This is a genomic window from Enterococcus sp. DIV1375a (assembly GCF_051712205.1).
GTDB lineage: Bacteria > Bacillota > Bacilli > Lactobacillales > Enterococcaceae > Enterococcus > Enterococcus faecalis.
The window spans coordinates 1,573,611-1,596,439 of record NZ_JBIOOM010000001.1 but is presented as its reverse complement, the minus strand read 5'-3'; the positions used below and the strand labels follow the sequence as shown (position 1 = coordinate 1,596,439).

General features: G+C 38.3%; 22 protein-coding genes. 21 read left to right on the top strand and 1 reads right to left on the bottom strand.

All coding sequences use genetic code 11. The annotated features are described in order from the left end of the window. Positions 1-36: 36 nt before the first annotated feature. The gene (locus IGJ63_RS07790; RefSeq protein WP_002360030.1) at positions 37-1,314 is read right to left on the bottom strand and encodes a replication-associated recombination protein A; all 1,278 of its coding nucleotides are present in this window, start codon (positions 1,312-1,314) and stop codon (positions 37-39) included. Positions 1,315-1,442: 128 nt separating this feature from the next. Between IGJ63_RS07790 and IGJ63_RS07785 the strand changes: the two genes are divergently transcribed. From IGJ63_RS07785 to IGJ63_RS07685, 21 genes are all read left to right on the top strand, one after another. Then, a complete protein-coding gene (locus IGJ63_RS07785) occupies positions 1,443-2,120 on the top strand; it encodes a DNA-3-methyladenine glycosylase (RefSeq protein WP_002364174.1) in 678 nt (225 codons plus the stop codon). Next, entirely contained in the window at positions 2,077-2,562 is a 486-nt protein-coding gene (locus IGJ63_RS07780) for a DUF3013 family protein (RefSeq protein ID WP_010713278.1), read from the top strand. Before IGJ63_RS07785 ends, IGJ63_RS07780 begins: the two co-directional genes overlap by 44 nt. A gap of 15 nt (positions 2,563-2,577) precedes the next feature. After that, positions 2,578-3,525 (top strand): 50S ribosomal protein L11 methyltransferase, encoded by a 948-nt coding sequence (gene prmA, locus IGJ63_RS07775; protein ID WP_002357075.1) that lies wholly within the window; start codon positions 2,578-2,580, stop codon positions 3,523-3,525. A 1-nt stretch (position 3,526) separates the two neighbouring features. Beyond that, positions 3,527-4,279, top strand: a complete 753-nt coding sequence (locus tag IGJ63_RS07770; protein WP_010823775.1) for a 16S rRNA (uracil(1498)-N(3))-methyltransferase — start codon at positions 3,527-3,529, stop codon at positions 4,277-4,279. A 214-nt stretch (positions 4,280-4,493) separates the two neighbouring features. After that, on the top strand, positions 4,494-6,707 hold the full coding sequence (locus IGJ63_RS07765; RefSeq protein ID WP_101732016.1) for a RelA/SpoT family protein: 2,214 nt from the start codon (positions 4,494-4,496) through the stop codon (positions 6,705-6,707). Positions 6,708-6,730: 23 nt separating this feature from the next. Further along, a complete protein-coding gene (gene dtd, locus IGJ63_RS07760; RefSeq protein ID WP_101732017.1) occupies positions 6,731-7,177 on the top strand; it encodes a D-aminoacyl-tRNA deacylase in 447 nt (148 codons plus the stop codon). A gap of 139 nt (positions 7,178-7,316) precedes the next feature. Beyond that, the gene (locus IGJ63_RS07755; RefSeq protein ID WP_257878002.1) at positions 7,317-7,538 is read left to right on the top strand and encodes a hypothetical protein; all 222 of its coding nucleotides are present in this window, start codon (positions 7,317-7,319) and stop codon (positions 7,536-7,538) included. Next, positions 7,535-8,836 (top strand): histidine--tRNA ligase, encoded by a 1,302-nt coding sequence (hisS, locus tag IGJ63_RS07750; RefSeq protein ID WP_002419687.1) that lies wholly within the window; start codon positions 7,535-7,537, stop codon positions 8,834-8,836. Before IGJ63_RS07755 ends, hisS begins: the two co-directional genes overlap by 4 nt. 17 nt (positions 8,837-8,853) lie before the next feature. After that, positions 8,854-10,623, top strand: a complete 1,770-nt coding sequence (gene aspS / locus IGJ63_RS07745) for an aspartate--tRNA ligase (RefSeq protein ID WP_002360034.1) — start codon at positions 8,854-8,856, stop codon at positions 10,621-10,623. Positions 10,624-10,776: 153 nt separating this feature from the next. Then, positions 10,777-11,613, top strand: coding sequence for a bifunctional hydroxymethylpyrimidine kinase/phosphomethylpyrimidine kinase (locus tag IGJ63_RS07740; protein WP_002385835.1), 837 nt, complete (start codon positions 10,777-10,779; stop codon positions 11,611-11,613). Beyond that, positions 11,597-12,103, top strand: coding sequence for an ECF transporter S component (locus IGJ63_RS07735; RefSeq protein ID WP_002357086.1), 507 nt, complete (start codon positions 11,597-11,599; stop codon positions 12,101-12,103). Before IGJ63_RS07740 ends, IGJ63_RS07735 begins: the two co-directional genes overlap by 17 nt. After that, the gene (locus tag IGJ63_RS07730) at positions 12,100-12,669 is read left to right on the top strand and encodes a TIGR01440 family protein (RefSeq protein ID WP_002365825.1); all 570 of its coding nucleotides are present in this window, start codon (positions 12,100-12,102) and stop codon (positions 12,667-12,669) included. Before IGJ63_RS07735 ends, IGJ63_RS07730 begins: the two co-directional genes overlap by 4 nt. A 142-nt stretch (positions 12,670-12,811) precedes the next feature. Then, positions 12,812-13,690 carry a YitT family protein gene (locus IGJ63_RS07725; protein WP_002357090.1) on the top strand — a complete coding sequence of 293 codons (879 nt, stop codon included), beginning with the start codon at positions 12,812-12,814 and terminating at the stop codon, positions 13,688-13,690. A gap of 420 nt (positions 13,691-14,110) precedes the next feature. Continuing rightward, a complete protein-coding gene (locus tag IGJ63_RS07720; protein ID WP_002357092.1) occupies positions 14,111-15,148 on the top strand; it encodes a sugar-binding transcriptional regulator in 1,038 nt (345 codons plus the stop codon). Between the two features lie 39 nt (positions 15,149-15,187). Continuing rightward, the gene (gene gap, locus IGJ63_RS07715) at positions 15,188-16,189 is read left to right on the top strand and encodes a type I glyceraldehyde-3-phosphate dehydrogenase (protein ID WP_002357093.1); all 1,002 of its coding nucleotides are present in this window, start codon (positions 15,188-15,190) and stop codon (positions 16,187-16,189) included. 126 nt (positions 16,190-16,315) lie between these two features. Beyond that, positions 16,316-17,509 carry a phosphoglycerate kinase gene (locus IGJ63_RS07710; RefSeq protein WP_002357094.1) on the top strand — a complete coding sequence of 398 codons (1,194 nt, stop codon included), beginning with the start codon at positions 16,316-16,318 and terminating at the stop codon, positions 17,507-17,509. Between the two features lie 48 nt (positions 17,510-17,557). Beyond that, complete coding sequence (tpiA, locus tag IGJ63_RS07705; RefSeq protein WP_002362045.1) at positions 17,558-18,313, top strand: triose-phosphate isomerase; 756 nt, start codon at positions 17,558-17,560, stop codon at positions 18,311-18,313. Positions 18,314-18,444: 131 nt separating this feature from the next. Continuing rightward, positions 18,445-19,743 (top strand): phosphopyruvate hydratase, encoded by a 1,299-nt coding sequence (gene eno / locus IGJ63_RS07700; protein WP_002357098.1) that lies wholly within the window; start codon positions 18,445-18,447, stop codon positions 19,741-19,743. Positions 19,744-20,096: 353 nt separating this feature from the next. Further along, positions 20,097-20,921: a toll/interleukin-1 receptor domain-containing protein gene (locus IGJ63_RS07695; protein WP_002357099.1), complete on the top strand. Its 825-nt coding sequence runs from the start codon at positions 20,097-20,099 to the stop codon at positions 20,919-20,921. A 16-nt stretch (positions 20,922-20,937) separates the two neighbouring features. Next, positions 20,938-22,299, top strand: a complete 1,362-nt coding sequence (locus IGJ63_RS07690; protein WP_002371997.1) for a deoxyguanosinetriphosphate triphosphohydrolase — start codon at positions 20,938-20,940, stop codon at positions 22,297-22,299. A 211-nt stretch (positions 22,300-22,510) separates the two neighbouring features. After that, on the top strand, positions 22,511-22,726 hold the full coding sequence (locus tag IGJ63_RS07685; protein ID WP_002357102.1) for a hypothetical protein: 216 nt from the start codon (positions 22,511-22,513) through the stop codon (positions 22,724-22,726). The last annotated feature ends 103 nt before the right edge of the window (positions 22,727-22,829 follow it).

Genomic DNA, 22,829 nt, shown 5'->3' with positions numbered 1-22,829 from the left:
CGAGATTGTTTCTTTTTTTGAAAGCGTATTATTTTGTTATTTTTTCTGTTTCCATTCTTGGATACGCTTGAGTTGCTGATGTAAGGCTTGTTCATATTTACCAATATCAATCGGCTCGTAATAACGTGCCTCTTTTAATTTGTCAGGTAAGTATTGCTGATTGACCCAACCGTTTTCAAAATTATGTGGGTATTGATAACCAATACCACGGTTTAATTCTTTGGCTCCAGCATAGTGGGCATCACGCAAATGATCAGGAACGTCTCCCACAGAGCCTTGTCGAATATCTGCCAAAGCAGCATCAATCGCTGTGACTGCAGAATTTGATTTTGGCGATAAACATAAATCAATGACGACACTAGCTAGAGGAATCCTAGCTTCTGGAAACCCTAGCTTTTCGGCGGCTTGAACAGCGGTGACTGTCCGAGCGGCGGCCGCAGGATTCCCAAGACCGATATCCTCGTAAGCAATGACCATTAAACGACGACAAATAATCGGTAAATCACCTGCTTCAACTAAGCGACCCAAATAATGAAGTGCAGCATCTACATCGCTTCCTCGGATCGACTTTTGGAAAGCGGAAATCACGTCATAATGGGCATCGCCATCTTTATCATGGGTTAAGGCTTTTCGTTGCACGCACTCTTCAATAATCGGTAAGGTGATCTTAATTTCGCCTTGTTCATTTTTGGGTGTTGATTTAACAGCTAATTCTAGTCCATTTAGCGCACTACGTAAGTCACCGTTCGTTGCGCGTGTCAAATGTTGTAATGCTTTTTCTTCTAAGTGGACGGGATAATCGCCTAAGCCACGTGTGCTATCGGTTAAGGCTTCTTGAATCGCTTGCTGAATGTCTGTTTCTGTTAAAGGCTTTACTTCAAAAATTTGCGTGCGACTACGAATCGCAGGGTTAATTGTAATATATGGATTTTCGGTAGTGGCTCCAATCATAATAATTCGTCCGTTTTCTAAATGAGGGAGCAAAAAATCTTGTTTTGTTTTATCTAATCGGTGAATTTCATCAAGCAGTAAAATCACTGTGCCACTCATTTTGGCTTCTTCAGCAACGATTTGTAAATCTTTTTTGGTGTCTGTGGCCGCGTTCAACATGCGAAAGGCATAATTTGTTGAACCAGCGATTGCGCTGGCAATACTGGTTTTTCCAGTGCCAGGCGGCCCATAAAGAATCATCGATGAAAGCATTTTGGCTTCGACCATCCGACGAATAATTTTACCAGGGCCGACTAAATGTTGTTGACCAACCACTTCGTCTAAGTGACGAGGTCGCATTCGATAGGCTAAAGGTTGTTGCATAAAAGGACCTCCTTTTTCATAATCATCTTATTATAACATAAAGAACGTACATTCGCTTTTTGGTGGTTTTTTGGGTTTTAGATGGATATAGCGGAAGGTTTCGTGTATGATAGGGAGTGGTGAAAGAAATGAAAGAAACGATAAATATCTTTAACACAAAAACAACTGAAGAAGTGGCACAATACTTGTTAGGGATGTATTTAGAGCACGAAACAGCAACAGGCGTTTTAGGTGGGTACATTGTGGATGCAGAAGCTTATTTAGGTCCTGATGATGAGGCGGCCCATAGCTTTGGCTTGAGAAAAACGCCACGCTTACAAGCCATGTATGACAAACCAGGCACGATTTATTTATATACTATGCACACGCATTTAATTTTAAATATGGTGACACAAGAACAAGGCAAACCACAAGGGGTGATGATCCGTGCGATTGAACCTGTTGAAGGTGTTGACAAAATGATTGAAAATCGCCAAGGACGTCAAGGCGTGGAATTGACCAATGGACCAGGTAAATTAGTTGCAGCCTTAGGAATTGATAAGCAATTATATGGGCAGTCGATTTTTTCTAGTTCGTTACGGCTCGTGCCAGAAAAACGAAAATTTCCGAAAAAAATTGAGGCACTACCACGAATTGGGATTCCCAATAAAGGTCGTTGGACAGAGTTGCCTTTAAGATACGTCGTGGCTGGCAATCCATATATTTCTAAACAAAAAAGAACAGCAGTAGACCAAATAGATTTTGGCTGGAAGGATGAAGAAAATGAAAAAAGCAACAATGCTCACATACTTAGAGGAACAACTTGAAAAACACTTAGCAGATTACGAAGTAGGCCTTGATTGGGATCGCAAAAACCATACCATCGAAGTCATTGTTCGTTTATATGCAGAAAACAATGAACAAGTGGCGATTGATGATGTTGACGGTACGCTTTCAGAAGAAGAATTCATTGAATTTGAAGATGGCTTGTTATTTTATAATCCGCAAAAGTCAGTCGTTGATGATGAAGAGTATTTAGTCACAATTCCTTATGAAGGAAAAAAAGGGCTACGTAAAGCAGTTTTAGACGGATTCATTCACTATTTAAAAGTGGTTTTAGATGAAGGGCAAAGTGATTTGTTAGACTTTTTATCAGATGAAACAGCGGAAGTTTTTGAATTGCATTGGGAGCCAGCAGATTTTGAAGCGATGATTAAAAAAGTGGCAGAAACAGAAAAAGAACAATGGATTGCGTATCCAAGTTATTAATTTAGAGGTGAGAACATGAAGTGGACAGAAGTAAAAGTAGAAACGGCTAGCGAAGCAGTTGAAGCAATTTCAAACATTATGATGGAAGCTGGCGCAAGTGGTGTGGCCATTGAAGATGCGTTGGACATTGAAAATTTTGAAAGTGATCTGTATGGGGAAATTTTAGATAAAGAGCAATTCACCCACATTAAAGAAGGGGCGATTGTGATGGCTTATTTTCCTGAAACAACCTTCTTACCAGAAATTTTACCATTTATGAAAGAAAATATTTTACGCTTGCCTGAGTACGGCTTATCCATTGGTAAAAACGAAATGACAATTAGTGAAGTAGCAGAAAGCGACTGGGCAACTGCTTGGAAAAAATATTATCATCCTGTCCGTGTCACACGATTCTTAACGATTGTGCCAAGTTGGGAAGCCTATCACGCACAAGATGAAGCAGAAAAAATTATCACATTGGATCCGGGCATGGCTTTCGGTACAGGCACGCATCCAACGACTCGTTTAACCTTGCAAGCTTTAGAAACTGTTTTACGTGGTGGCGAAACAGTTCTAGATGTAGGAACGGGTTCTGGTGTTTTGAGTATTGCAAGTCGCTATTTAGGGGCTAAAGACGTCTACGCATATGATTTAGATGAAGTAGCAGTTGCAGCGGCAAAAGAAAATATGGATTTAAATCCCATTGCGGCCGATGTTCATGTGTCAGCCAATGATTTACTAAAAGGGATTGACCATTCTGCTGATGTAATCGTCGCAAATATTTTGGCAGATATTATTGTGTTAATGATTGAAGATGCTTGGCGTTTGCTAAAACAAGACGGTACCTTCATTATTTCTGGAATTATTGAAGATAAAAAAGCAATGGTTTTAGAAGCACTAACGAAAGTCGGGTTTGTGGTGGACCAACTCTTTAATCAAGGCGATTGGTATGCGATTATCTTGAAGAAACCAGAGGAAGAGTAAAATGCAACGGTATTTCATGAAAGAAGATTATCAAGAAAAAGATTTGTATAAAGTCGCAGATGAAAACTATCATCATATTGTGCGAGTTATGCGAATGACGCCGAATGATCGTTGTTATTTAGTATTTCAAAATAAAACTGCCATTTTAGCTGAGATTGTGGAAATTGATCCAACGTCTGTTTACTTTAAAGAAATTAGTAAAGAAGAAATGGACAAAGAATTGCCAATTGAAGTGACGATTGCGTGTGGGTTACCAAAAGGGGACAAGTTAGAATGGATTGTTCAAAAAGGCACGGAGCTAGGTGGCAATCAGTTTATCGGCTTTCCTGCGAAAACTTCCGTTGTCAAATGGGACCACAAAAAAAGAGCAGCCAAAGAAAAAAGATTACAAAAAATTGCCACAGAAGCGGCGGAACAATCGCATCGGCAGCAGACACCAAGTGTTTCTTTGGTGGAAAAAACACAAGAAATCATTGCGCAATTTGACTCATATGACACAGTCTTGGTTGCGTATGAAGAATCAGCAAAACAAGGAGAAAAAAGTCAGTTAGCACAAGTATTATCCACTTGCCAGCCAGGCGCACGTTTGTGTGTGCTCTTTGGACCTGAAGGTGGCTTTGCACCGCAAGAAATTGAACAATTTCTGCAGGCTGGGGCGAAACTTTGCGGGTTGGGTCCGAGAATTTTACGAGCAGAAACAGCACCGTTGTATCTTTTAAGTGCGGTTAGCTACCAAATGGAACTTTTAAATTAAACGAAAGCCCGCCTGTAAAATTCTTGTAGGCATTCTCTTTGAATAAACAGAGAGTAAAAAAGCGACAGTGATTGAAATTTAAGGGAAATTTAGTATAATAGAGTTGTTGAAAGTGCTACTGTTTCAAGTGGTACTTTTCTTTTTTATTAAAATAGATAAAACGTGAACGAAGTGTTCTTTATCCAAAGGTCACCTTCATAGAGGAGTGAATACCATGCCAAAAGAAGAAATACTGACAGGCCCAGCGGTCATCAAAATTGTAAGTACCTATATGGGACCAGAACATGTTGAGTTGGTTCAAAAAGCATTAACTTATGCTGAAAAAGCACACGAAGGTCAAGTCCGACAATCAGGTGAACCTTACATCATCCATCCGATTCAAGTGGCAGGCATTCTGGCTGAATTACATATGGATCCCCATACTGTAGCAACAGGATTTTTACATGATGTTGTCGAAGATACGGACGTAACACTGGACGATTTAAAAGAAGAATTTGGCGAAGACATCGCAAGGTTAGTCGATGGCGTAACGAAACTAGGAAAAATTAAATATAAATCTCATGAAGAACAATTAGCTGAAAATCATCGAAAAATGTTATTGGCAATGGCGCAAGATTTACGGGTTATTATGGTGAAACTAGCCGATCGTTTGCACAATATGCGCACATTAAAACATTTACGTGAAGATAAGCAACGACGGATTGCACAAGAAACTTTAGAAATTTATGCGCCTTTAGCACATCGCTTAGGGATTAGTCGAATTAAATGGGAATTAGAAGATACGGCATTACGTTATATTAACCCCAACCAATACTATCGAATTGTTAATTTGATGCAAAGCAAACGCGATGAACGTGAAGCTTATGTGGCAGAAGCAGTCGAAGATATTCGTTTAGCTACGGAAGATTTAGAAATTTACGCAGAAATATATGGTCGACCAAAACATATTTATTCAATCTATCGTAAAATGAAGGACCAAAAGAAACAGTTTAATGAAATCTATGACTTATTAGCGATTCGTGTTATTGTCGATTCCATTAAAGATTGCTATGCCGTGTTAGGGGCGATTCATACACGTTGGACACCAATGCCAGGTCGCTTTAAAGATTATATTGCTATGCCAAAAGCGAATATGTATCAATCTATCCATACGACAGTTATTGGGCCAAAAGGGAATCCAGTAGAGGTCCAAATTCGGACCCATGAGATGCACCAAATCGCCGAATTTGGGGTGGCGGCTCACTGGGCCTATAAAGAAGGCAAAGCGGAAAAAATTGAAACAGATGAACTGACGAAGCAAGTCGATTGGTTCCATGAAATTATTGAATTACAAGATGAAAGCTATGATGCTTCTGAATTTATGCAAGGTGTTAAAGAAGACATTTTTAGCGACAAAGTCTATGTCTTTACGCCAAGTGGAGATGTAACCGAACTGCCAAAAGGCTCCGGACCACTAGATTTTGCCTACAGCATTCATACTGAAATTGGGAATAAAACAACCGGTGCGAAGGTCAACGGCAAAATGGTACAGTTAGACTATGTCCTAAAAAATGGGGATATTATTGAAGTCTTAACATCACCGAATTCTTTCGGACCTAGTCGCGACTGGCTGAAAATGGTTAAAACAAGTAAAGCCAAAAATAAAATCAAACGTTTCTTTAAAGAACAAGACCGTGAAGATAACATTATTAAAGGGCATGATGCTGTCATTAAATACATGACAGAAATCGGCTTTACACCGAAAGAATTTTTAACGAAGAATAAAATGGCGGAAGTGCTAGATAAATTTAAATTTCAAACGGAAGATGATTTATTTGCGGCAGTAGGTTATGGCGAAGTAAGTGCGCAAGTAGTGTGCAATCGTTTAACAGAAAAAGAACGCCGCGAACAAGAGTTGGAACGCCAACGTCAAGAAGCGGAAGAGTTGCTAAATCAGCCAGCTAAAAAAGAATCAGAAAAAATGAAAGTTCGTCATGAAGGCGGCATCGTGATTCAAGGGGTGGACAACCTATTGATTCGTTTAAGTCGCTGTTGTAATCCAGTACCTGGTGATGAAATCGTTGGTTACATTACCAAAGGACGGGGCGTTTCAATTCATCGTGCGGACTGTCCTAACGTACAACATCAAGAAGAACTAGCACAACGTCTAATTGAAGTCGAGTGGGAAGATACCGAGCACAGTCGCAAAGAATACGCTGCCGATTTGGAGATTTACGGCTATGATCGTAGTGGCTTACTAAGTGATGTTTTACAAGTCATTAGTTCGATGACAAAAAATTTAGTCGGCGTTGAAGCTCGTCCATCCAAAGATAAGATGGCCCAGATTCATGTTACTGTGAAAATTCAAAACCTTTCTCATTTAAAAACCATCGTTGACAAAATTAAAAGTGTACCAGATGTTTATAGTGTTCGTCGAACCAATGGGTAAGTGTTAAAAGTGAGGAAAAAAAGATGAAAGTAGTTATTCAAAGAGTCAGTCAAGCACAAGTTGTGATAGAAGAGCAGATAGTGGGACAAATCAAACAAGGCTTCATGGTGCTGGTGGGCATTCATCAAGAAGACACGCCAGAAGATGTGGCTTATGTTGTTGGCAAAATTAGTAAATTACGTGTTTTTGAAGATGACGAAGGAAAAATGAATCGCAGCATTCAAGAGATTGAAGGATCAATTCTGAGTATCTCTCAATTTACCCTCTATGCAAAAACTAAAAAAGGCAATCGTCCCAGTTTTATTGAAGCGGCTCGTCCAGATGTGGCGATTCCTTTGTATGAATTATTTAATCAACAATTAGAAGCAGAAGGAATAGCGGTAGCCACAGGAGAATTTGGCGCGGATATGCAAGTGTCGTTGACCAATGATGGTCCAGTGACCATTGTGATTGATACACGAGAAAAATAATTGATTTTCCTGTCGGAACCCCTTGACTTTCTAAGAGAACTTTAGTAGTTTATAGATAATATTAAAAATCTACGAAGGAACGAGTAAGTTTCATCTGTCTGCGAAGAGAGAGTTGCCGTGGCTGAGAGCAACTTCAACAGTGAAAGTGAAAGACATTCTGGAGATGGACGGAAGAAAAGCCGTCCCGTTACGAGCGTTAATCGTTGAGGAAAGAGTAAAATCTTTCAAAACTAGGTGGTACCGTGTAAAAGAGACTTTTACGCCCTTGTATGTTCAACATACAAGGGCTTTTTTCTTTTTTAGAAAAAAGAAAATGGCGCACACATTTTTGTGGAATGATAGAAGGAGAGAAAGACAATGAGTTATCAAAAACCAAAAGGAACAAACGATATTTTGCCAGGAACTTCTGAAAAATGGCAATTTGTGGAAGAAACAGCTCGTTTGATTTTTAAAGATTATCAATACCAAGAAATCAGAACCCCGATTTTTGAACATTATGAAGTGATATCTCGCAGTGTTGGCGATACTACAGATATTGTTTCAAAAGAAATGTATGATTTTTATGATAAAGGAGATCGTCACGTGACGCTACGTCCTGAGGGGACAGCGCCAATTGTTCGGGCCTTCGTTGAAAATAAATTATATGGTCCGGAATATACGAAACCATATAAAACCTATTACATGGGGCCGATGTTCCGCTATGAACGCCCACAAGCTGGTCGTTTGCGTCAATTCCATCAAATTGGTGTGGAAGCATTTGGTAGTGAAAACCCAGCATTGGATGTTGAAATCATGGCTATGGCTTTGGACTTCTTCAAACAATTAGGCATCCAACAAATCAAATTAGTTATTAATTCCTTGGGGGATAAAGAAACACGTGCTACGTACCGTCAAGCATTAATCGATTATTTAGAGCCCCATATGGCAGAATTAAGCGAGGATTCACAACGTCGCTTACACGAAAATCCATTGCGGGTGTTAGACAGCAAAGATAAAAAAGACAAGGTGATTGTCGCAGAAGCGCCCTCCATTTTAGATTATTTAAATGAACCATCTAAAGCACATTTTGAAGCAGTAACTGATATGTTAGATTTACTAGAAATTCCTTATGAAATTGATAGTAATATGGTTCGCGGCTTGGATTATTATACACACACAATTTTTGAAATTATGAGTGAAGCGCCTAAAATGGGTGCGCAATCAACTATTTGTGCAGGGGGCCGATACAATGGTTTAGTTGAAGAATTAGGCGGCCCAGACACACCAGGTTTTGGTTTTGGTATGGGCATTGAACGAGTGTTGCTAACAATGGAAGCTGAAGAAGTTGTGATTCCAGCGTTATCTGAATTAGACGCATATGTGGTTGGCATTGGTTCAGAAACCAACGTCGCAGCTTTGCAACTTGTTCAAAGCATTCGTAACTTTGGTTTCTCAGCTGATCGTGATTACATGAATCGCAAACCAAAAGCGCAATTTAAAACGGCCGATAAATTACAAGCAAAATTAGTTTTAACAATCGGTGAAAATGAATTGAATGAAGGCATTGTCAACGTAAAATCAATGGCAACACGCGAAGAAAAATCCTTCCCGTTAAGTGCTATTCATGATTCATTTGATGAAGTGTATGACGAAATGATGACAAAAATGATTGAAGAATAAAAAGGAGAGATTGAGAAATGGCAAAACGCACAACCTATTGCGGCAATGTATCTGCCGAATTTATTGAAAAAGAAGTTGTATTAAAAGGATGGGTTCAAAAACGTCGTGACTTAGGAGGCGTTATCTTTATTGATTTACGTGACCGTGAAGGAATCGTCCAAGTGGTCTTTAACCCAGAAAAGTCAAAAGAAGCATGGGAAATTGCTGATAAATGTCGTAGTGAATACGTCATCGAAGTTAAAGGTCAAGTCGTTTATCGTGATAAAGAAGCGATTAATCCAAAAATGAAAACTGGCGAGTTTGAAGTGATGGCGACTGACATTACGATTTTAAATACTGCGAAAACAACGCCATTTACTATTGAAGATGACAATAACGTTAATGACGAATTGCGCATGAAATATCGTTATTTAGATTTACGTCGTCCATCAATGACAAACAACATTAAATTACGTCACCAAGTAACGAAAACAATCCGTCACTATTTAGATAATCATGACTTTTTAGACATTGAAACTCCTTATTTAGGCAAATCAACACCAGAAGGCGCTCGCGATTATTTGGTTCCTTCTCGTGTCCATGCCGGTCATTTTTATGCTTTACCACAATCACCACAACTCTTTAAACAATTATTAATGGGGGCAGGCTTCGATCGCTATTACCAAATCGTTCGCTGTTTCCGTGATGAAGATTTACGAGGCGACCGTCAGCCAGAATTTACACAAATCGATATCGAAACGACCTTTTTAACACCAGAAGAAATTCAAACATATACAGAAAATATGTTGGCTGAAGTGATGAAAGAGACAAAAGGAATTGAGATTTCTGTTCCGTTTCCACGAATGAGCTATGACGAAGCAATGGCACGCTATGGTAGCGATAAACCCGACACTCGTTTTGCTATGGAATTAATTGATGTTGCAGATGTAGTGAAAGACGTAGACTTCAAAGTTTTCCAAGCAGCGTTGGAAAATGGTGGACATGTGAAGGCTTTGAATGCAAAAGGCGCCGCAGATAAGTATTCTCGTAAAGATATGGATAACTTAGGTAAGTATGTGAGTCAATTTGGTGCAAAAGGCTTAGCTTGGTTAAAAGTTGAAGAAGATGGCTTAAAAGGACCGATTGCTAAATTCTTAACAGAAGTTAGTGATGAATTAATTGCTGCTACCAATGCAGAAGTCGGTGATATTTTAATGTTTGGTGCCGATAAACCTGAAATCGTAGCCGCTGCTTTAGGTGCGGTACGTACACGTTTAGGTAAAGAATTAGGTTTAATTGATGAATCGAAATTCAATTTCTTGTGGATTGTGGATTGGCCGTTGTTTGAATATGATGAAGAAGCTGGTCGCTATGTTTCTGCTCATCATCCATTTACACAACCAAAAGCAGAGGATGTGGCCCGCTTAGCAACAGACCCAGCCTCTGTGTATGCTGAAGCTTACGATGTTGTCTTAAACGGCTACGAATTAGGTGGCGGCTCATTACGGATCCATACACGAGAATTACAAGAAAAAATGTTTGAAACGTTAGGTTTTACAAAAGAAGAAGCACAAGACCAATTTGGTTTCTTGCTAGACGCATTAGATTACGGCTTCCCGCCACATGGAGGGATTGCTTTAGGGCTAGACCGCTTAGCAATGCTATTGGCTGGGGAAGAAAATATTCGTGAAGTGATTGCCTTCCCTAAAAACGGGAAAGCAATTGACCCAATGAACAACGCACCAAGTTTAGTTTCTCCATTACAATTGTTTGAATTAAACATTGATGTAACAGCCATTGACGAATAAGTGTTAAATCCAAAGAAAGAGTGACTTCATTGACGGATGAGGTCACTCTTTTTTTGGAAAGGAAAAAGATAACGAAAGACTTAAAAAGTGGCTGAGCTAAAAATCTGCCAATTGGCTGTTTTTTCTTTTTAGAAAACTTTGTATGATAACTGAGTGTATAAAGGAGCGAAACAAATGACAAAAATAATTTTAACAATTGGCGGTTCCGATCCTTTTTCAGGTGGCGGGATTCAAACAGATTTAAAAACGTTTGAAAATCATCAAGTCTTTGGCTTATCAACTTTAACTTGCCTTGCTACAGCCCCCAAGAATCATTTTCAGATTCATGACCTTGAGACTTCTTTGGTGAAAGAGCAACTCGCTTCCATACCTGCCGGGAGTTTAGACGGCATCAAGATTGGCTTGATTCACAGTGAAGAAAGTATGTTACAAATTGCAACCTTTTTGAAAAAGCACGCAGGTCTGCCGGTGGTGTTGGATCCTGTCTTGGCTTTTAAAGAAACGACTTCAGTTTATGAAAAAAGATACATGCAGTTATTGATTGAAAAACTTTTTCCATTCGCAACGATTATAACGCCTAATTTAAAAGAAGCAGAATTACTCATTGGCAGAAAATTAACAACCGTTGAAGAAGTCCAACAAGCGGCGGAAGAGTTAAACTCTTTAGGAGCGGCAACGGTGGTGATTAAAGGTGGTAATCGTTGGCTTGGCCAAGAAGCACGTGACTTTTTTTATGATGGACAACAACATATTCAATTGGTCAAAGAAAAAGTAATGGCCCACACCATTGATGGCGCTGGTTGTTCCTTTGCCTCTGCAATTGGTGCGAATTTAGTTAAAGGATATCCGTTAATTGAAGCAGTTGATTTAGCAAAAACATACGTTCATGAAGCCATTGTTTCTGGGGTCCAGCTAAATGCAGCTTTTGGAAGTGTGTGGCATGAAGGATTACTAGCAGGAGGTGTGGCGGATAATGACAAGAAAAATTAGTCTATATGCAGTAATTACCGCTTTAACAGTGGCTGTGTCAATGGTCTTTATTATCCCCGTCCCAGCAACAAATGGCTTTGTTACATTGGCGGATGCAGGGATTTACATTGCTAGTTTACTTTTTGGTCCGATTGGTGGCTTGACAGTCGGAGCTTTAAGCGGTGGTTTAATTGATTTATTGTCAGGCTATCCACAATGGTTCGTTTTTTCGTTATTGATTCATGGCGGACAAGGGTGGTTAGCAGGGCACTTCTTTAATAAAAATAAAAAGATGCAAACGCTAGGATTACTTTTAGCCAGTCTCCTCATGATTAGCGGGTATGCTTTAGCGACTAGCTGGCTTTACGGCGTGGGTGCGGGGATTGCCTCTTTACCAGGGAATATTATTCAATCCTTATTTGGGGTGATTGTAGCATTGCCTCTTAGTCAAACATTAAAACGTGTGTTACCAAAAAATGGTCGTTTAGAAGAAAGAAGGATGAACAAATGACTATCGATGAAAAAATGTTAAAAGAACAGTTAGTGACAATTACAGAAGAAGTCATTACAGCAGGAAATTTACAAAAAGGGGACCTATTTGTTTTAGGTTGTACCACCAGCGAGGTGGTAGGTGGCGTCATTGGTAAAAATTCCAGTGCCGAAGTAGGACAATGGATTGTCTCAACCTTAATTGAACAATTAGATAAAAAAGGCATCTCTTTGGCTGTCCAAGGATGCGAACATATTAATCGTGCTTTAGCGATGGAACGTCGTGTGGCTGAAGAAAAAGGCTTTGAAATTGTCTCGGTAGTACCGCAATTACATGCTGGCGGTTCTTGTTCAGTGGCTGCCTTTGAAAAATTTGATGAACCTGTGGAAGTTGAACATATTGTTGCTCAAGCAGGGATTGACATTGGCGATACATCTATCGGTATGCATGTAAAACATGTGCAAGTTCCTCTTCGCTTGAGCATTCGAACGTTAGGTGCGGCCCATGTTACAGCATTATATTCTCGTCCTAAATATATTGGTGGACCAAGAGCCCATTATGAAACAACCCAAGAACGAAATCGTTAAGATTTCGTTCTTGGGTTGTTTCTATAAACATTTGATGAATCTTCCGTAATTATTATAGGAATCTCTTTTTTTCTCTCGGTAAACCACGTATAATATGAAAAGAAATGTAATTTATTGAAAACCTGAAACGAGGCTATTATTTATGAAAAAAATTTATGACGGACTGCCAGTTCATGACTATACAACAAAATTTTCTGTGTCGATTGTCTATGCTATTCTTGCATCAATTGCCATGAACTTTTTCTATCAACCAGGAAATATTTATTCCAGTGGCTTAACAGGCTTGGCACAAATTTTAACAACCCTCTCAACAAAAATTGTGGGTTTTAATGTGCCTGTCTCCATTACATTGTATCTGTTAAATGTGCCGTTATTCTTTATTGCGTGGAAAAAAATAGGTAAGAAGTTTACAATTTTTACTTTCATTACCGTGACTTTAACTTCATTATTTATGCATATTGTTCCGCAAACGGTGATGACTCAAGATCCAATTATCTGTGCTATTTTTGGTGGGGCGATTTCTGGATCAGGAATTGGTTTTGTTTTAAAAAACGGGGTTTCTTCTGGGGGCTTAGATATTCTAAGCATTACCATTCGGAAAAAAACGGGGCGTTCCGTTGGCTCGATTTCAATTTATTTTAACGCACTAATTGTCTTCGTTGCAGGTTATTTATTTGGCTGGCAGTACATGTTCTACAGTGCGTTATCAATTTTTGTAAGTGGAAAGGTCACAGATGCTGTTTATACTAAGCAAAAGAAAATGCAAGTTATGATTGTCACTAAAAACCCAGATCGAGTCGTGGATGAGATTCAAAAGAAAATGCGCCGTGGTATTACAATTATTCATGAAGCGGAAGGGGCATATCGCCACGACCGCCAAACTGTTTTGCTAACTATTGTGACACGCTTTGAGTTGCCAAGTTTAGAAGCAGCCATGAAAGAAAGCGATCCGAATGCCTTTGTCAGCATCTCAGATAATGTCAAAATTTTAGGACGTTTTTACGAAGAAGATTACAAATAAAAGGATATGAAGCAACGAGAGAATGGCTGTGTCTATTCTTTCGTTGCTTTTTTTGAAAAATAAGTAAAAAAATGCTTTGTGAGAGGACTTGAAATTTCCATTTAAACAAGAAGTTAATTGAAAGACGTTCGTGAATTCCTTTGCTTTTGGTTTAATTAAATCTAATTATTCGGAAATAAGTCGCTATTGTTTCTCGCAAACGAATGCTTTGTTTGGATTTGAAAGAAAACGATGAAAAAAGAATCATTTTTATTGAAAAGACCCAAAAAAACTGGTACACTAAGTGTGTAATTGATAAGTACTTTTAATACTGTTATGAATAAATAGTAGGAAAAACGAACATCAATTCTATTTTTTTAAAGTTCATAGGTCGTTTTCAGTCTTACTTGGACATATTTCGACCCACAAAAGGAGCGCATCATGTTAAAAGAATTTAAAATGATTGAAGCAGTTGCTCCAGATATGCTCGATGTATTACAAGAAAGATTCCAAATTCTTCGCAATATTTATTGGATGCAACCTATTGGACGTAGAAGTTTATCAGAAACGATGGGAATTACAGAGCGAGTCTTGCGTACAGAAACAGATGTTTTAAAGCAACTCAACCTGATTGAACCTTCAAAAAGCGGGATGACATTAACAGAACGCGGTTTGGAAGTCTACCAAGGTTTAGAATTAGTCATGAATCAATTGCTTGGTATGCACCAAATCGAAAAAGAAATGACACAGTACTTTGGCATTCAACGTTGTATCGTTGTTGCAGGAGATAGTGATATCCAAAAGAAAGTTCTTTCGGACTTTGGAGATGTCTTAACCAATACGCTGAATTTACTCTTACCAAATGGTGAGAATACAATTGCGGTTATGGGTGGGACAACAATGGCCATGGTGGCCGAAAATATGGGATCACTAGAAACTGAAAAACGTCATAATTTGTTTGTTCCAGCCAGAGGAGGGATTGGTGAAGCAGTTTCTGTCCAAGCCAATTCAATTAGTGCTGTAATGGCCAACAAAACGGGTGGTAACTACCGGGCGTTATATGTCCCAGAACAATTGAGTCGTGAAACGTATAATAGTTTATTACAAGAACCCTCGATTCAAGAAGTTCTTACGTTAATTAGTCATGCCAACTGTGTGGTGCACAGTATTGGTCGAGCGTTGCACATGGCGGCACGCCGAAAAATGTCTGATGACGAAATGGTTATGCTCAAACAAAAAAATGCCGTGGCAGAATCGTTTGGTTATTTCTTTGATGAAGAAGGAAAAGTGGTCTATAAAATTCCACGAATTGGCCTTCAATTAAAAAACTTACAAGAAATTCCCTATGTCGTCGCAATTGCGGGCGGCAAAACGAAAGCTAAAGCCATTCGCGCATATATGAAAAATGCACCAAAACAAACGTGGCTCATCACAGATGAAGCTGCTGCAAACGAGATTTTAAAAGGGGTAACCCTTTAAAATAAAAAATTTTTGATTTTCATAAGGAGGAAATCTTTAATGACAGTTAAAGTAGGTATTAATGGATTTGGACGTATCGGACGCTTAGCTTTCCGTCGTATCCAAGATGTAGAAGGAATCGAAGTAGTTGCAATCAACGACTTAACAGATGCTAAAATGTTAGCACACTTGTTAAAATATGACACAACTCAAGGCCGTTTCAACGGTACAGTTGAAGTTCACGAAGGTTCATTCAACGTTAACGGCAAAGAAATCAAAGTTTTAGCTAACCGTAACCCTGAAGAATTACCATGGGGCGAATTAGGCGTAGACATCGTTTTAGAATGTACTGGTTTCTTTACTTCTAAAGAAGCTGCTGAAAAACATTTAACTGCTGGTGCAAAACGTGTAGTTATTTCAGCTCCTGGTGGTAACGATGTACCAACAATCGTTTACAACACAAACCATGAAACATTAACTGGAGAAGAAACTGTAATTTCAGGCGCTTCTTGTACTACAAACTGCTTAGCTCCAATGGCTAAAGCTTTACATGACAACTTTGGTGTTGTTGAAGGTTTAATGACAACTATCCACGCTTACACAGGTGACCAAATGACATTAGACGGACCACATCCTAAAGGCGACTTCCGTCGTGCGCGCGCTGCTGCTGCAAACATCGTACCTAACTCAACTGGTGCTGCTAAAGCAATCGGCTTAGTAATCCCAGAATTGAACGGTAAATTAGATGGCGCTGCTCAACGTGTTCCTGTAGCTACTGGTTCATTAACTGAATTAGTTACTGTATTAGACAAAGAAGTTACTGTTGATGAAGTGAATGCAGTAATGGAAAAAGCTGCTAACGAATCTTATGGTTATAACACAGACGAAATCGTTTCTTCTGATATCGTAGGTATGACTTACGGTTCATTATTCGATGCAACTCAAACAAAAGTTATGACAGTTGGCGACAAACAATTAGTTAAAACTGTTGCTTGGTATGACAACGAAATGTCATACACTGCTCAATTAGTTCGTACTTTAGAATACTTCGCTAACTTATAAGATTCATTCTTATCATTAGTGAAATTTGAACAATTGTGAAATAATAAGCGGGGAAGCAACGCGCTTCTCCGCTTTCTTTTTTTAAAAAAGAAAAATCCTAAAATTGACAATACAGGAGGTCTACTCATGGCTAAAAAGACAATTAAAGATGTAGATTTAAAAGACAAAAAAGTCCTTGTCCGTGTTGACTTTAACGTTCCGTTAAAAGATGGCGTGATCACAAACGATAATCGTATCGTAGCGGCTTTACCAACAATCAAATACGTGATTGAAAATGGCGGAAAAGCAATTCTTTTCTCTCATTTAGGTCGTGTAAAAACAGAAGAAGACAAAGCTGGCAAATCATTAAAACCAGTGGCTGAACGTTTAAGCGAATTACTAGGTCAACCAGTTACTTTTGTTCCAGAAACACGTGGTAAAGAATTAGAAGACGCTGTTAACAATATGAAAGACGGCGACGTTTTAGTATTTGAAAACACTCGTTTTGAAGATGTTGACGGCAAAAAAGAAAGCGGCAATGACGCTGAATTGGGTAAATACTGGGCTTCTTTAGGCGATGTATTTGTCAATGATGCTTTTGGTACTGCACACCGTGCACATGCCTCAAACGTTGGAATTGCTTCAACTGGTATCCCAACAGTTGCTGGTTTCTTAATGGAAAAAGAAATTAAATTCATCGGCGAAGCTGTTGAAAATCCAAAACGTCCATTCGTAGCAATCTTGGGTGGCGCAAAAGTTTCTGACAAAATCGCTGTCATTGAAAACCTAATTGAAAAAGCCGACAAAATTTTAATCGGTGGCGGTATGGCTTACACATTCATGAAAGCACAAGGCTATAGTGTTGGTTTATCTTTACTTGAAGAAGATAAAGTGGACTTAGCGAAAAGCTTAATGGAAAAAGCTGGCGACAAATTAGTTTTACCGGTTGATACAGTTGTCTCTAAAGAGTTCAGCAATGACGCTCCTTTCCACACGGTTCCTTCAACTGAAATCCCAGATGATGAAGAAGGCTTGGATATTGGTGAAAAAACAATTGAATTATTCGCTAACGAATTACAAGGTGCGAAAACAGTTGTTTGGAATGGACCAATGGGCGTATTTGAAATGAGTAACTTTGCCAAAGGAACAATTGGTGTTTGTGAAGCGATTGCTAATTTAGAAGACGCAACAACAATCATCGGTGGCGGGGACTCTGCTGCTGCAGCAATTCAATTAGGCTACGAAAACAAATTCTCTCACATCTCAACAGGTGGCGGAGCAAGTTTAGAATTATTAGAAGGCAAAACTTTACCAGGTTTAGCTTCTATTAACGATAAATAATTAGTTTAAAAGACAATATTTTTAAAAAAAGAAAAGGATGTGCTTTTCATGCGCAAACCAATTATCGCTGGTAACTGGAAAATGAACAAAACTTTAAGCGAAGCACAAAGCTTTGCAGAAGCAGTAAAAAATGCTGTTCCATCAAACGACGTTGTTGACGCTGTGATTGGATCTCCAGCATTATTCTTAGCTCCTTTAGCTTGGAACCTAAAAGATTCTGAAGTGAAATTAGCTGCACAAAACTGCTACTGGGAAAACGCTGGTGCCTTCACTGGTGAAAACTCACCAGCTGCAATTGCAGATTTAGGTGTAAACTATGTGATTATCGGACACTCTGAACGTCGCGAATATTTCCACGAAACAGATGAAGATATCAATAAAAAAGCCAAAGCAATCTTTGCAAATGGTATGACACCAATCTTCTGTTGTGGTGAAACTTTAGAAACGTATGAAGCTGGTAAAACAGCGGAATGGATCGAAGGTCAAATCACTAACGGCTTAGTTGGTTTATCAAACGAACAAGTTGCTTCAATGGTTATCGCTTACGAACCAATCTGGGCAATCGGAACTGGTAAATCTGCAGATGCTAATATTGCAGATGAAATCTGTGGTGTTGTTCGTTCAACAGTTGAAAAATTATACGGCAAAGAAGTTTCTGAAGCTGTTCGTATTCAATACGGTGGTTCTGTTAAACCAGAAAACATCGCTGAATATATGGCAAAAGAAAACGTTGACGGTGCTTTAGTCGGCGGCGCAAGCTTAGAAGCAGACTCATTCCTAGCTTTATTAGATGCTGTAAAATAAGAAATCACTAACGGTAACGTTTTCTCAATGACTTTTGCAAAAAAATGTTTGCATAGTTTGCGAGAATTAACTACAATCATACATGAGGGAATCCCCTTAGTATAAATACAAACTCAAAGGAGAGACAAAACATGTCAATTATTACTGATATTTACGCACGCGAAGTCTTAGACTCACGCGGTAACCCAACAATCGAAGTAGAAGTTTACACTGAAAGCGGAGCTTTCGGCCGTGGAATGGTTCCTTCAGGAGCTTCAACTGGTGAATACGAAGCAGTTGAATTACGTGATGGCGACAAAGCTCGTTACTTAGGTAAAGGTGTTACTAAAGCTGTAGATAACGTAAACAACATCATTGCTGAAGCAATCATCGGTTACGATGTACGCGATCAAATGGCTATCGATAAAGCAATGATCGATTTAGATGGAACTCCTAACAAAGGTAAATTAGGTGCTAACGCTATTCTTGGTGTGTCTATCGCCGTAGCTCGTGCTGCTGCTGATTACCTAGAAGTGCCTTTATATCACTACTTAGGCGGATTCAATACAAAAGTATTACCAACTCCAATGATGAACATCATCAACGGTGGATCACATGCTGACAACAGTATTGACTTCCAAGAATTCATGATCATGCCTGTAGGTGCCCCTACATTCAAAGAAGCTTTACGTATGGGTGCAGAAGTATTCCACGCATTAGCTTCAATCTTAAAAGGTCGTGGCTTAGCTACTTCAGTAGGTGACGAAGGTGGTTTCGCTCCTAACTTAGGTTCAAACGAAGAAGGTTTCGAAGTAATCATCGAAGCTATCGAAAAAGCTGGCTATGTTCCTGGTAAAGACGTTGTTCTTGCTATGGATGCTGCTTCTTCAGAATTCTACGACAAAGAAAAAGGCGTTTACGTTTTAGCTGACTCAGGCGAAGGCGAAAAAACAACTGAAGAAATGATCGCGTTCTACGAAGAATTAGTTTCTAAATACCCAATCATTTCAATCGAAGACGGCTTAGACGAAAACGACTGGGACGGATTCAAAAAATTAACTGAAGTATTAGGCGACAAAGTTCAATTAGTTGGTGACGATTTATTCGTAACAAACACAACTAAATTAGCTGAAGGTATCGAAAAAGGTATCGCTAACTCAATCCTAATCAAAGTTAACCAAATCGGTACTTTAACTGAAACATTTGAAGCAATCGAAATGGCTAAAGAAGCTGGCTACACTGCAGTTGTATCTCACCGTTCTGGTGAAACAGAAGATTCAACAATCTCTGATATCGCTGTTGCAACAAACGCTGGCCAAATCAAAACTGGTTCATTAAGCCGTACTGACCGTATTGCTAAATACAACCAATTATTACGTATTGAAGATCAATTAGGCGATGTAGCTGAATACAAAGGCTTAAAATCTTTCTACAACTTAAAAAACAAATAATTCATTAAATGAATAACGCTTAAAGGGACAATTGGTTAATGAACCAATTCTCCTTATACTCGGACGTAAAAACACGCCTTTCTGCAAAGAAAGGCGTGTTTTTTTATATTTATAAAAATATTGAAAAAAATAGATTAGGAATAACTTCAACCGTACATCGCTCTATAATCACTTGTTTAAAAATAACAAAACATTAACAAAACAACATTATATAAAAATTTAATAAAACAAAATAATTGTTATTTTATAATTTTAGTATTGACTGGTTTCAGATAACGCTGTACGCTTAAAGAAATAGTATAGAATTTCACAAAAAAATGAAAACACAAATTTAACTTGGAGGATGTTGAGTAGTGAGCAACGGGAAAAAGATTTTTATTAGTCATAGTTCAAAGGATCAAGAATATGTGGATGCGTTTATCCAATTATTGAAAAAGTTTGGGTTTCGAACACAGGATATTTTTTATAGTTCCACTATTGAAACAGGTGTACAGCCAGGAGAATTAATTTTTGACACGATTAAAAGGGAGCTAACCAATCAACCTGTCATGCTGTATTTTTTATCTGATCATTATTATCAGAGTATTCCATGTTTAAACGAAATGGGTGCTTCTTGGATGCTATCAGATAAACACTATCCAATTGCGTTAAATAATTTTTCTATGAAAGATATGAAAGGTGTTATTAGTAGTGAGCGTTTGGCGATTGCGTTTAATGATAAGACAAGTACTAATGAAATAAACTGCTTATTAAAAAAGTTATCTCATGACACAGATGTACAAGCTGAGCCAGATTTTGAACTAAACGTTGAGAAAAATATTCAGCCATTCCAAAATAAACTGACACAACTGATTCGGCAAGCAAGTTATTTAAAACCTGATGAAAAGGGATATTTTGAAACGATTCTTAGCACTCATCGTCCTGTGTATGGCACAGCAAAAGGGGTGTATGACTGTTTTAAATTACCTAGCTTAATTGAGCCTAAAAGTTTAGGTTTAGACACGCTATCAGAGGATGAAAGCCATTGGCTATTCTTTTTTCTTACGTGGGGAACTTTTCAAGAAGGCGAAAAAGTGCGGTTTAAATTGAAAAAGGATAAGGCGTATAACAATCGGGAATTCAGTGATATTGGTAAATGTAAAAATATTTACGTCTCTTATTTAGAGAAGGTAGAGTAATTGGAGGAGGTAATAAATGAAAATGAATTGGCGTCAGTTGGTTGGTACATATCGTATTTCTGATAATGGTAAACAATATCAAAATGACTGGTTAAATAAGCAAGTTGATTTAGCCACAGAACTTCGTAAATCTTTTGATAGTGACTATCGTAGAGTAATTAAAAGTGATGCATTTAGACGCTTACAAGACAAAACACAAGTTTTTCCTTTAGAACGTAATGATTTTGTAAGAACACGTTTAACACATAGCTTAGAAGTGGCAATGCATAGCAGGGATATACTTAGATTAGTTATTTCACAGTTGAACGAACGAAACATTGAGGTTATGGAATTATCAGAATGCTATCGGTTGTTAGAAACAGCTGCATTAATCCATGATATCGGCAATCCCCCTTTTGGACATTTTGGAGAAGAAGCCATTCGTATTTGGTTTGAAAAAAATGGTCCTTTGTATGCTTGTTGGTCTGATTTTTCGGAGCAACAACAAAATGATTTTCTTAACTTTGAAGGCAACGCTCAAACCATCCGACTTTTAACAAAACTGCATCATGATAATGGGACTTCTAAAGCAGGAATGAAACTAACCGCCACGACATTAGACACAGTTATCAAATATACGGCATCTTCAGATCAATTAAATAAGCAACAGCTTTTGTCTAAAAAAGTTGGCTATTTTTACTCGGAAAAACAAGTGTTTAACGCCATTAAATTTGCGACAGGAACACAAAATAAGCGACACCCATTAGTCTTTTTGTTAGAAGCTTCAGATGATATCGCCTATACTTTTTCAGATATCGAAGATGCCTATAATTATGGTTTATACAGCTATCAAGATTTAAAGCAGTTTGTTGATGGGCAAACAGGAACAAAAAAATTTTTAATGTTAGAAAAAGATAAAACAGAAGAAGCTACCTTACAAGAATTTTTGAGAAAGACACAAAGAGCTGTTTGTCAAAGCGTAGCGAAAAATTTTGCTAATCATTATGACTTAATTATGAGAGGTATCTATCATAATGAAATTATCATTGAAGATTGTGATGAAGTGAAATGCTTTCAGGCATTAAAAAACTTTTCTAGAGCCTATGTTTTTCAAACAAAAACAATTTTGGATCAAGAGGTATTGGGCTTCAATATCATCAATCGTTTACTAGATGAATTTGTTCCAGTCGTACTAAAATACGAAAAAGTTTCCATGAATAAGTATGAGGAGCGAATCTTTAATAATATTTCGGAAAGCGCGAAAGCGTTGTATAGAAGAGAAGCAAAGAACGCTACAGAAGCAGAAAAAGACTATTATCGTTTGAAAATGGCGGTGGACTTTGTATGTAATATGACGGATGGATATGCCAAAAAAGTTTATGATACATTATTCACTTAAAATTTGAGAAAAAGCTTCTCAGCGGTTGCCGCCGCTGAAGAAAACTAGTTCATTGCACAGGCTGATCGTTTCAGTAAAAATTTTAAAGATGCTAGTAATTTCACTGAAAATCGGGTACACTAAAATTAGCTAGTGTAACTAGCAAAAAAGGCAACTGGAATAGATAGGTTGTGCTGTCTATGAAGGGCTTTGTTTGTCAGGTGGTGCTGACATGCAAAGTGCCTTTTTTCTTTTTCTCAACATTTTAAGGACAAAAAACGATTGCAACATGTCACAATCGCTAACCTCGGAGAAAAAAGAATTTTTCTCCAATGGCCATTTCGATAACCTGTTGTGTGTTTCGAAACATTCAGAACGGTGGTGCGTTCTTTCAGTGCCTAATTATCCAATTCGTTTCTTGTTCCTCTATTTACAGTATACTGAATGAAAGCCTATTCTGCAATGATAGAATCAGGTTCCTGTGATTAAATAACATAAAAAATGGGCCCCTTATATAAAGAAAAATAACAAAAGAAATTTTGAATATTGAC